Genomic DNA, 12,177 nt, shown 5'->3' on the forward strand with positions numbered 1-12,177 from the left:
CAAATTCTATTTCATGATTTGTTAAAAAAATGATACAATACATTGGAAAAACGTAAACGTAGATTACGGATACGAGAAAGAGGAGGATTTTATGGCGATCAGCGAAGAACAAGTCAAACACGTTGCCAAACTAGCAAAACTTTCATTCTCAGACGATGAATTACATGAGTTTACCTCTCAGCTAGGAAAAATTATTGATATGGTAGAAACACTTGAAGAAGTGGATACTACAGGAGTACCCTTTACATCGAATGTCGCAGAAACGATCAATGTGATGCGTGAAGATGTAACGACAGGTGGCTGGGACCGTGATGAATTAATGAAAAATGTTCCAGAATCCGAAGAAGGCTTTATTAAAGTGCCTGCAATCATTGACAATGGGGAGGCGGGTGCCTAATGACTGAACTATATAATAAAAGCTTAGAAGAATTGCATAGCTTATTAGTGTCAAAGGAAATTACTGCGACAGATCTAACGAGGGAAACCTTTGCTCGCATTAAAGAAACAGAGCCAAAAGTCGATGCGTTTCTTGCATTGAACGAAGAAAAAGCCCATGCGTTAGCGCAAGCTATCGATCAAAAAGGTATCACTGAAAGCAATGTGTTGGCAGGGATTCCCATTGGGATCAAAGATAACATTGTTACCAAAGATCTACGCACAACAGCGGCTTCAAAAATTTTAGGCAACTTTGACCCAATCTACGATGCAACCGTCATGGACAAAGTTTACCAAGCAGACATGATTCCAGTAGGTAAGTTAAACATGGATGAATTTGCGATGGGGGCGAGTACGGAAACGTCGTTCTTTAAGAAAACAAAAAACGCTTGGGACGAGACAAAAGTACCTGGTGGTTCATCAGGTGGCTCGGCGGCTGCCGTTGCAGCGGGACAAATCCCCTTATCATTAGGTAGCGATACGGGTGGTTCGATTCGCCAACCAGCAGCTTTCAATGGAATCGTCGGGTTGAAGCCAACATACGGACGGGTTTCTCGTTTTGGTTTGATCGCGTTTGCATCTTCGTTAGATCAAATTGGTCCAATGACCCGTGGTGTGAAAGACAATGCCATCGCATTAAATGCCATCAGTGGGTTTGATGCAAAAGATAGTACGTCAGCCGGGGCAGCTGTTCCTGATTTTACAGCAGGTCTGACTGGTGATATCAAAGGCATGAAAGTTGCTTTGCCAAAAGAATACTTAGGCGAAGGAATTCAAGCGGGCGTCCGAGAAGCGATCTTAAAAGCTGCAGACACTTTCCGTGCGTTAGGAGCGACCGTGGAAGAAGTCAGCTTGCCACATTCAAAGTATGGGGTAGCTGTTTACTATATCATCGCTTCTTCAGAAGCAAGTTCTAATTTGCAACGTTTTGACGGCATCCGTTACGGTTTCCGTTCAGAAAATGTCAGCAATTTAGAAGATGTCTATGTTAATTCGCGCAGTGAAGGATTCGGGGAAGAAGTAAAACGTCGGATCATGTTAGGTACGTTTTCACTAAGTGCTGGCTACTACGATGCCTACTTCAAAAAAGCCGGTCAAGTACGAACGTTGATCAAACAAGATTTCGATAAGGTCTTCAGCCAATACGACTTGATCATTGGCCCAGCTTCCCCAACGGTAGCATTTGGTATTGGAGAAAATATCAATGATCCGATCACTATGTACTTGAATGATATTTTAACCATTCCTGTGAACTTAGCAGGACTGCCAGGGATGTCGATTCCAGCAGGTTTTTCTGAAGGACTGCCTGTCGGCTTGCAAATCATTGGGAAACATTTTGATGAAGCAACCATGTATAAAGCGGCTTATGCCTTTGAACAAGCAACTGATTTCCACACGAAAAAACCAGTGATTTTAGGAGGGGATAAGGCATGAACTTCGAAACAGTCATTGGGCTTGAAGTCCACGTAGAATTAAAAACAGAATCAAAGATTTTTTCTCCAGCACCTGCTCACTTTGGCGCTGAACCAAATAGCAACACGAATGTGATCGACTGGGGCTATCCAGGTGTTTTACCAGTAATGAACAAAGCGGCTATCGAATTTGGGATGAAAGCTGCGCTTGCGTTGAATTGTGAAATCTCAAAAGAAACACATTTCGACCGCAAAAACTATTTCTATCCTGATAATCCAAAAGCCTATCAAATTTCACAATTCGATCAACCGATAGGTCATGATGGGTGGATTGAAATCGAAGTGGAAGGTAAAAAGAAAAAAATCCGCATTGAGCGAGTTCATTTGGAAGAAGATGCCGGGAAAAACATGCACGGCAAAGGCGGTTATTCTTATGTTGATCTAAATCGTCAAGGAACCCCTTTGATCGAGATCGTTTCCGAAGCAGATATGCGTTCACCAGAAGAAGCATATGCGTATCTAGAAGCATTGCGCTCAATCATCTTGTTTACAGAAGTATCTGATGTGAAGATGGAAGAAGGTTCCATGCGTTGCGACGCCAATATTTCGTTGCGACCTTACGGCCAAGAACAATTCGGAACAAAAACAGAATTGAAAAACTTAAACTCTATGTCCTTCGTGAAAAAAGGTTTAGCATTTGAAGAAAAACGCCAAGCCAAAGTATTGCTTTCTGGAGGCGAGATCCAACAAGAAACTCGTCGTTTTGATGAAGCAACCAGCAAAACTTTATTGATGCGTGTCAAAGAAGGTTCTTCTGATTATCGTTACTTCCCAGAACCAGATATCCCACGATTTGTGATCGATGATGAATGGATCGAACGGGTACGTCAAAGCTTGCCAGAAATGCCGCAAAAACGTCGTGCCCGTTACATCTCTGAATTGGGCTTACCAGAATACGATGCAATGGTCTTGACTTTATCAAAAGAAATGTCCGATTTCTTTGAAAAAACCATTGATGCCGGTGCTGATCCCAAACAAGCTTCTAACTGGTTGATGGGGGAAGTTTCAGCGTATCTGAACAGTGAAAAATTGGAACTGCCAGAAACAAAATTAACCCCAGACAATTTAGCGGGAATGATTCGTTTGATCGCCGATGGCACCATCAGTTCGAAGATTGCGAAAAAAGTCTTCAAAGAATTGATCACAAACGGCGGCGACGCTGAAGAAGTCGTAAAAGCCAAAGGATTGATCCAATTATCAGATCCTGCGCAATTACTACCAATGATCAATGAAGTATTAGATAACAACCAACAATCCGTCGATGACTTCAAAAACGGAAAAGACCGCGCAGTTGGTTTCTTAGTTGGTCAAATCATGAAAGCAACCAAAGGACAAGCGAATCCAGGCGTTGTGAACAAGCTGTTGCAAGAAGAACTAGCAAAGCGATAAGAGGCAAGCGATGAAAAGAGCAAGAGTAATCTATAACCCGACATCTGGGAAAGAATTGATTCGAAAAAATTTAGCAGATATTTTAGATGTTTTGGAAAGAGGCGGTTATGAGGCGAGTGCGTTTGCCACGACCGCTGCACCATTTTCCGCCCGTGATGAAGCAAGAAGAGCTGGCGAAGCTGGTTTTGATTTGGTGGTAGCTGCCGGTGGTGATGGCACGATCAATGAAGTCGTCAATGGGATCGCTCCTTTAGAAAAGCGACCAAAAATGGCGATCATTCCTGGAGGAACCACCAATGACTACGCACGTGCACTAAAGATTCCTCGGACCGATATCAAAGCAGCTGCGGAAGTGATTTTGAAGCAGCAAACGGTGAAGATGGATGTTGGAAAAACACCTAACACGTATTTTATCAACATCGCTGCTGGCGGACACTTAACAGAACTGACCTATGATGTTCCTTCTGAGTTGAAAAGTGTTTTTGGCTACTTAGCTTATCTAGCAAAAGGAGCGGAATTACTCCCTCGTGTCAAACCGATCAAAATGCATCTAAAGTATGAAGACGGAGAATACATTGGCGGAGCGTCGATGTTCTTTTTAGGGCTGACGAATTCAGTGGGAGGCTTTGAACAGATTGCGCCTGATGCAAAGCTTGACGATGGGAAATTTTCGTTGATCATTGTCAAAACGGCCAATATTTTTGAGATTGTCCACTTAGTTGCTTTAATGATGAATGGTGGCAAGCACATCAACGATCGTCGTCTGATTTATACGAAAACATCTTTTCTTGAAGTAGACGCGCCAGAGCAGGTCAATCGATTAATGATCAACCTTGATGGTGAATACGGCGGAGATGCTCCTATGCGCTTTGAAAATCTACACAATCATATTGAGTTTTTTGCGAATGTCGATCAAATTCCTGATGATGCGGTCGTTGGTGAGCAGAACTATCAAGAGATGAGCGAAGGTTTTATTAAAGAAGTCGAACGTCTTTCCGATGAGGACATCAATGGAGATGGCAAGATCGGCGACGAAACAAGGTAAACGATTTTTCTTTTCATGCAAAGTGAAAGAACAGGGACTTTTGGACCTGTTCTTTTTTTAAAAAATAAATTGTGGAAAAAGTAACAGGAATATTTTTAAGAAAAGTTGATAGAACAGCTTTTCTTAAATTTTAGTAAAGGACGTTTTTTGCGTTATGTTCCACATCGGACGTTTGTTTCACGGATATTAGCGTGATTCATGAAGATAAAACGAATGAAAAATTGGAAAAACGAACGATCTTCGCTAAAAAACGAACTTTTTGAAAATATACTCGTTAAAGTTCGTCATTTACGTATTTCTATGCAATCTAATGATGCAAAAGCCAGAGAGAATATGCTATAATGGTGAAACGAAGAAATGGGGGGACCGGAATGGAGCACATCGATTCTACAAAAGCGCTAGATCTGCTTAGAGATGACGCAGAACGAATCAAAAAGCTGATCCGAAACCAAGAAAATAGTTTATGTATCGCACAATGCAAAGCATTTGAAGAAGTGGTTGATACCCAAATGTATGGTCTATCACGGCAAGTGGCATTTGCGATCCGCTTGGGGATCGTCGATAATCAAACAGGACAACAATTGATGGCGGATCTCGAAAAAGATCTGAACCAATTGTACAGCGAGGTCTATGAAGACCAGCGGACACCTGAAATCGGCAAGGAGGCATAAACTTGCCAGAAAAAGTAAAGAAAAGACATTTATTAGATTATAGTATTTTACTGCCTTATATAGTGATGTGTGTTACGGGTTTGATGATGGTCTACAGCTCCACATCCTATGTTGCGATGACCGCCACACAACCGACCACAGCTGCTTCTTACGTCATCAATCAAGCAATATTCTGGTTGTTGAGTCTAGTAGCGATCACTGTCATGTATAAAATGAAAACGGATGTTTTTCGGAACAAAAAATTTGTCCAGATCGCCATGATCGTCATTTTGTTTTTATTGATCGCTGCCTTCTTTTTCCCAAGAAGAAACGGGGCCCATGGTTGGTTAACGATTGCGGGCTTTTCCATTCAACCAGCTGAGTACTTGAAATTTATTGTCATCTGGTTTTTATCTGTGACTCTTTCCTATCGACAAAAAGGTATCCAACAAGAGTTTTGGAAAACGGTTTGGCGTCCAATCGGAATCGTCTTCGTCTACACCGGGATCATGGCATTTTATCCCGACTTCGGGAATGCTGTGATCGTCATGCTACTGGCTTTTGTCGTTTTATTATCTAGTGGTCTGAATTACCTGTATACCCTGATATTAGGTGTGGCAGGAATCGTAGGCAGTACATTGATCGTCTTCTTGGTAAATTTAACTGGTGGAAAGCTTTTACCTGATTATGTCTATAGTCGCTTCTCATCATTTTTAAACCCATTTGCGGATGAATACAATACAGGTCATCAAATGGTTAATGGGTATTACGCAATGTTCAACGGTGGGCTTTTCGGACGCGGACTTGGAAATAGTATCCAAAAACGTGGCTTCTTAAACGAAGCGCACACCGATTATATATTTTCGATCGTTATGGAAGAATTAGGCTTGATCCCATCGATCATTATCTTAGGTGTTTTGTTCTATATGGTGGGACGGATCTTTCTTGTCGGTATCCGTTCAAGAGATCCCTTTAATTCCATGATGTGTATCGGCATAGGGACATTATTTATGTCTCAGATTTTCATCAACTTAGGGGGGATCACTGGTTTGATCCCATTGACGGGAATCACTTTTCCGTTTTTAAGTCAGGGTGGGTCAAGTTTGCTGATGCTGTCGATTTGTATTGGTTTTGTATTAAATATCAGTGCCGAAGAAAAGAGGAAACAATATTATTTGAATTATTGATCAATTGAATGGAGTGGATTAGATGAAGAAAATTCTTGTTGCCAATCGTGGAGAAATCGCGATTCGTGTCTTCCGCGCATGTGCGGAGTTAGGAATCAAAACAGTCGGTATTTATGCTGCGGAGGATGAATACTCCGTCCATCGCTTTAAAGCAGACGAAGCGTATTTAGTGGGGAAAGGCAAACGGCCGATTGATGCGTATTTAGACATTGAAGATATTATTCGCACAGCGAAAAAAGCCGGGGCTGAAGGGATTCATCCAGGGTATGGTTTTTTATCAGAAAACCTGGGCTTTGCTCAGCGCTGTGAAGAAGAAGGTTTGATTTTCATCGGACCATCCACTCACCACTTAGATATTTTTGGCGACAAGATCAAAGCAAAAGCAGCAGCGATCGAGGCGGGGATTCAATCCATTCCCGGATCTGACGGTCCAGTGGCATCGATTGACGACGTTTTAGCATTCGCTGACGAACATGACTATCCAATCATGATCAAAGCAGCTCTTGGCGGCGGTGGTCGAGGCATGCGTGTCGCTCATGATGAAAAAGAAGCACGTGATGGCTACGAACGTGCCAAAAGTGAAGCGAAAGCGGCATTTGGTAGTGACGAAGTTTACGTTGAAAAATATATTAGTAATCCAAAACATATTGAAGTCCAAATTCTAGGGGATACGCACGGAAATGTCGTCCATCTATTTGAACGTGACTGCTCTGTTCAGCGCCGTCACCAAAAAGTAGTCGAAGTGGCACCTTGTGTGTCAATGACGACTGAACAACGGGAAAAAATTTGTCAAGCTGCCGTTCAATTGATGAAGCATGTTGGCTATATCAATGCCGGAACAGTGGAATTTTTAGTTGAAGGCGATAAATTTTACTTTATCGAAGTAAACCCTCGGGTCCAAGTGGAACATACAATCACTGAAATGATCACCAATTTAGATATCGTGACGACACAAATACTAATTGCACAAGGCAAGAATCTGCATAAAGAAATTGGGATTCCTGAACAAAAAGATATTCGCTTCGAAGGGGTTGCGATTCAATGTCGCGTGACAACGGAAGATCCAGCGAATAATTTTATGCCAGATACTGGTAAGATCGATACCTACCGCTCTCCGGGTGGGTTTGGGGTTCGTTTAGATGTCGGAAATGCTTACGCCGGTGCGGTGGTAACCCCTTATTTCGACTCGCTACTTGTAAAAGTCTGTACGCATGCTGCTTCGTTCGACCAAGCAATTCAAAAAATGATGCGCTGCCTGAAAGAATTCCGTGTACGTGGGGTAAAAACAAACATTCTCTTCATGCGAAATGTCGTTTCTCATCCAGCGTTTCGTTCTGGTCAAGCCAAAACGACTTTTATAGACAATACACCAGAACTATTCAACTTCCCTAGGATCCGTGACCGTGGGAACAAAACCATGAAATATATCGGGGAAATTACCATCAATGGATTTCCGGGGATCGAAAAACAAAAGAAACCATTTTATAATGAGCCACGGATGCCACAACACATCCAAGCAACGCCTGATTTTGTCAGCGCCAAAAATATTTTAGATACGAAAGGTGCCGAGGGTGTCGTTGAATGGATCGGTCAACAAAACAATGTCTTACTGACGGATACAACCTTCCGAGATGCCCATCAAAGTTTGTTGGCAACTCGTGTAAGAACCCATGACTTTAAGAAAATTGCCGCGATGACGGAAGCTGGCCTGCCACAATTGTTCTCAAGTGAAATGTGGGGTGGAGCAACGTTCGACGTTGCCTACCGTTTCTTAACAGAAGATCCATGGGAAAGATTGCGGATGTTCCGGAAAAAAATGCCGAATACCTTGTTGCAAATGTTGTTTAGAGGCTCCAATGCTGTGGGATATTCCAATTATCCAGACAATGTATTGGAAGAATTCATCAAAGAATCTGCAGCGCAAGGAATTGATGTGTTCCGAATCTTTGATAGTTTAAACTGGGTTCCACAAATGGAGAAAAGTATTCAAGCCGTTCGCGATACAGGAAAAATTGCAGAAGCAACGATTTGCTATACCGGGGATATCAATGATCCGACCCGTCAAAAATATTCAGTACAATACTACAAAGATATGGCGAAAGAATTGCAAAACCTTGGTGCCCATATCATTGCTATCAAGGATATGGCTGGATTATTAAAACCGCAAGCGGCTTATCGTTTGATCAGTGAGCTAAAGGATACGATCGATGTGCCGATTCATCTGCATACCCATGATACGAGTGGAAATGGGATCATTACTTACTCAGCAGCTACTAAAGCCGGTGTTGACATCGTGGATGTCGCTATGTCAGCGGTCAGTGGCGCAACGAGTCAACCAAGTATGAGTAGTTTGTATTATGCACTATTGAACGGCGAACGCTGCCCAGAAATCAATGTAGACAATATCCAACAGTTGAACCACTACTGGGAAGATGTCCGCATGTACTACCATTCCTTTGAAAATGGCTTGAACGCACCTCAAACGGAAGTGTACAAGCATGAAATGCCGGGGGGACAATATACCAATCTCCAGCAGCAAGCCAAAGCCGTTGGTTTAGGCGAAAAATGGGATGAAATCAAAGAAATGTATCATGAAGTCAATATGATGTTTGGAGACATCGTGAAAGTGACGCCTTCTTCGAAAGTCGTTGGGGACATGGCACTCTTTATGGTTCAAAATGGCTTGTCTGAGAAAGATGTTTTTGAAAAAGGCGATACATTAAGCTTCCCTGAGTCAGTAATCACATTCTTCCAAGGTGAGTTAGGTCAGCCAGTTGGTGGCTTCCCGAAAGAATTACAGCGCATTATCTTGAAAGGACGCCCAGCCTTTACCGAACGTCCTGGAACATTCGCGAAGCCAGTTGATTTTGCTGATGTGAAGCAAGAACTAGCGGAGAAAATCGGCTATGAACCAAAACATGAAGAAGTCTTGAGCTACTTGATGTATCCGCAAGTCTTCCTTGATTATCGAAAAGCTTATGAACAGTTTGCAGATGTGAAAGTTCTTGATACTCCAACTTTCTTTAACGGCATGCGCTTAGGTGAAACGATCAATGTTGAATTAGAAAAAGGCAAAATCTTGATCATTCGTCTAGATGAGATCGGTGAGCCAGATATTGAAGGCAACCGAACCCTCTTCTTTAACTTGAACGGACAACGCCGAGAAATCGTCGTTAAGGACAACTCAATCATCAGCTCTGTTCAAACGAAACGTAAAGCAGAGCCAACGAACAAAGAACAGATCGGTGCTTCGATGAGTGGCTCAGTTTTAGAAGTATTAGTCAAAAAAGGCGACCGGGTGGCACGTGGACAAACCTTGATGGTCACGGAAGCGATGAAAATGGAAACTTCGGTTGAAGCCCGCTTCTCAGGCGTAGTTGAACATGTGTATGTAACCGATGGGGAACCAATTCAGTCAGGAGATCTTTTGATTGAAGTCAAAGAGAAGTAAGGAGTCGATCCACAGATGAAGCGAAGAGGATTATTGTTTTGCGGCTTATTTGTCCTAGCCCTAATAATCGTGTATTTGCAGCCAGTTTTCATGCAAAACGCTTCAGATTCAAGAGTGACGATCGAAAACCCAATCAAAGCACCAACAAACATGAATTACGAACCAATCGCAGCTCAAGGATTAGCTGAATTGATCGGGGAACCTGTTTCGGATTTCGAAGAAGTCTATGGTCTTCCAGTTCAAACATATCGATCAGGTTACGAGTTTGAAATTCGGGTCTACAATCAATTAGACGATCAACAGTATGTTGAGATCAATACCGATGGTGAAAGTGTGCAAGCAATCAAAGTAATCGGCGCCGGGGGCTCTTCCCTGGCACCTTTTACGATGGGCATGACCTTGACTGACTTGACGGAGTTGACCATGATCTATCCTAACTTTACCTTGACACAAAATGATCGTGCGATCAGTTTCGAATTGATGGAAGAAGATATGAACTACCGTCCATTAGTGGCTTTTGACAACGGGACATTTGCTGTTTTGTTCTTTGATCAGGAGACTGCCCAACTGCAAGCCGTCACTTACTTGGATCAGACCACATTGCTTAAACTGGCACCTTATCCCTTGACGGAAGGGCAGCGACCGCTATTTCAAGTTTCGCAAACAATTGACCAAGCCCAAGCCAACCTTGAAAAAGAGACCCTGGCGTTTGTTATCATCGATAAAATTCGCCAGCAAATCGGCTTAGACAGCTTCTCACAAGATACCCAAACACATCAAGAAGCAGCTGGACTTTTATTTAATTTGACGAATAACCTATCAGACTATTTGACTTCTCAACGAATCCATTCTTATCAACGAGCACTTTCTTCGGAAAAGACAAGTAATTTTGTCTTATCGAATGACGAATGGCGAGAGTTGTTAGCGGAAAAGGAATTGGAAGCATCTGCTTCAATCTTCGAAGCGCCTGTTTATGATCCAACTTTTACGATTTTGTCATGGTTCAGCAACCCAAGATTTACTGAGCGCCTGACCCATGAACAATCAGAAAAGATAGGAATTGCTTTTTCTGAAGCAAATATGGTAGTCTTAGTGCAAGAAGATGTGGAAGGGACCGAGGATAGTACGTCAGATGATTTACGATGAAGCCTTTTTTGAGATTGAAGATCAAATTGAAGCACTTGTGAAGGCAATCAAAGCAAGTGAAACGTGTAAAACCTATCAAAAAGCGAAACAGGTCATGCATCAAGACCCTGATGTTCAGACATTGATGCGATCGTTTTTAGAAAAAAAACTAGATTTTGAAAGAATTGAAGCTTACGGTGAGTATGCGCCTGATTTCAAAGAAAAAAAACGGGCGTTGCGCACAGCCAAGCGGCAGTTGGATCTTAATGAACAAGTAAGTGAGTATCGCTGGAGTGAAACACAACTGCAGCGTTTGCTGGATGAACTGACTGTGGCGATCTCTACTTGTTTTTCTCCCTCTGTCAAAGTGGACGCTGGGAGTCCCTTTTTTCAATCAAAATCAAGTTGTGGAGGAAATTGTCATGCACGAGGATAAAGAGCCTTTTACGATGCAAAAGCGTCGAGGATTGATCGTATGGGTTTACAGCCTACGTCAACTAAAGAATTTGCGCCGTTTTGGTTTTGTTCATTATGTGTCACGCAAGATGAAATACGTGGTCATGTATTTGAACGAAGAAGAATACGAAAGCAAAAAAACAAAAATCGAGCAGTTTCACTTTGTTCGACAAGTTGAAGCTTCCTATCGACCAGATGTCGAAATGGATTTTGCTGAAAAAATTGGTACGTCAGCAGCCTATCCAGTGAAAGATGAAGGGTTTGATATCGAAGAAAAAAATACGATGATTCGATTGGCAGAAAACGTGTAATAAAAAAGTGGGGGTGCCTTGAGTCACCGCCATTTTTTTATTGCTATTTATAGAAACAGTGCTATATTTGTATTTACGAAGATCTTGGAGGGAAAAAAGCATGCGTGTAGTAGCCGGAGAATATGGTGGCCGCAGATTAAAAAGTCTCGCTGGAGACAACACTCGCCCCACGACAGACAAAGTAAAAGGGGCGATTTTTAACATGTTAGGGCAATATTTAGATGGAGGTGTTGTACTGGATTTATTCAGCGGAAGCGGGGGCTTAGCTATCGAAGCGGTCTCTCGGGGAGCTGATCATGCGGTTTGTGTCGACCGTAGTTTTCCAGCAACCAAAGTGATCCGCGAAAATATTGCTATAACCAAAGAACCCGAAAAGTTCACGGTGCTAAAAATGGATGCGAATCAAGCTTTACGGCAGTTTGCAGCTGAGGGACAAAGTTTTGACTATCTCTTTTTAGATCCACCTTACGCAAAGCAAGAGATTGTGCAACAAGTGGAATCAATGTTGATAGACGGATTGATCCGCCCCTTTGCTTACGTAGTTTGCGAAACAGACAAGTCCATCGTCTTACCAGAACAAATCGGCTCGTTGCATTTGGTCCGTGCCCAAACCTATGGCATATCGGCAGTGACGATCTATAGAAATGAGGGATAAC

The 12,177-nt window shown here is 42.5% G+C and carries 11 protein-coding genes; all 11 read left to right on the forward strand.

Features of this window, described 5'->3' with window-relative positions; genetic code table 11:
• Positions 1-91 precede the first annotated feature (91 nt).
• On the forward strand, positions 92-397 hold the full coding sequence (gene gatC, locus IGI88_RS15480; protein ID WP_005225977.1) for an Asp-tRNA(Asn)/Glu-tRNA(Gln) amidotransferase subunit GatC: 306 nt from the start codon (positions 92-94) through the stop codon (positions 395-397).
• Positions 397-1,869, forward strand: coding sequence for an Asp-tRNA(Asn)/Glu-tRNA(Gln) amidotransferase subunit GatA (gene gatA / locus IGI88_RS15485; protein WP_144330628.1), 1,473 nt, complete (start codon positions 397-399; stop codon positions 1,867-1,869). The genes gatC and gatA overlap by 1 nt, the downstream gene beginning before the upstream one ends.
• Entirely contained in the window at positions 1,866-3,296 is a 1,431-nt protein-coding gene (gene gatB / locus IGI88_RS15490) for an Asp-tRNA(Asn)/Glu-tRNA(Gln) amidotransferase subunit GatB (protein ID WP_005225979.1), read from the forward strand. Before gatA ends, gatB begins: the two co-directional genes overlap by 4 nt.
• A 10-nt stretch (positions 3,297-3,306) precedes the next feature.
• Entirely contained in the window at positions 3,307-4,341 is a 1,035-nt protein-coding gene (locus IGI88_RS15495; protein WP_005235735.1) for a diacylglycerol kinase, read from the forward strand.
• A gap of 371 nt (positions 4,342-4,712) precedes the next feature.
• Positions 4,713-5,012: a YlaN family protein gene (locus IGI88_RS15500; RefSeq protein ID WP_008380108.1), complete on the forward strand. Its 300-nt coding sequence runs from the start codon at positions 4,713-4,715 to the stop codon at positions 5,010-5,012.
• Positions 5,013-5,014: 2 nt separating this feature from the next.
• A complete protein-coding gene (locus IGI88_RS15505) occupies positions 5,015-6,178 on the forward strand; it encodes an FtsW/RodA/SpoVE family cell cycle protein (protein WP_005235746.1) in 1,164 nt (387 codons plus the stop codon).
• Positions 6,179-6,200: 22 nt separating this feature from the next.
• Complete coding sequence (locus IGI88_RS15510; protein ID WP_429960758.1) at positions 6,201-9,629, forward strand: pyruvate carboxylase; 3,429 nt, start codon at positions 6,201-6,203, stop codon at positions 9,627-9,629.
• Between the two features lie 15 nt (positions 9,630-9,644).
• A complete protein-coding gene (locus IGI88_RS15515) occupies positions 9,645-10,775 on the forward strand; it encodes a CAP-associated domain-containing protein (protein WP_005235750.1) in 1,131 nt (376 codons plus the stop codon).
• On the forward strand, positions 10,762-11,190 hold the full coding sequence (locus IGI88_RS15520; protein ID WP_005235752.1) for a YlbF family regulator: 429 nt from the start codon (positions 10,762-10,764) through the stop codon (positions 11,188-11,190). The genes IGI88_RS15515 and IGI88_RS15520 overlap by 14 nt, the downstream gene beginning before the upstream one ends.
• A complete protein-coding gene (locus tag IGI88_RS15525; RefSeq protein ID WP_005235753.1) occupies positions 11,177-11,521 on the forward strand; it encodes a YlbG family protein in 345 nt (114 codons plus the stop codon). Before IGI88_RS15520 ends, IGI88_RS15525 begins: the two co-directional genes overlap by 14 nt.
• Before the next feature lie 100 nt (positions 11,522-11,621).
• Positions 11,622-12,176, forward strand: a complete 555-nt coding sequence (rsmD, locus tag IGI88_RS15530) for a 16S rRNA (guanine(966)-N(2))-methyltransferase RsmD (RefSeq protein ID WP_005235756.1) — start codon at positions 11,622-11,624, stop codon at positions 12,174-12,176.
• Position 12,177: the final 1 nt, after the last annotated feature.

The organism is Enterococcus sp. AZ179 (assembly GCF_050498885.1).
Lineage (GTDB): Bacteria > Bacillota > Bacilli > Lactobacillales > Enterococcaceae > Enterococcus_D > Enterococcus_D entomosocium.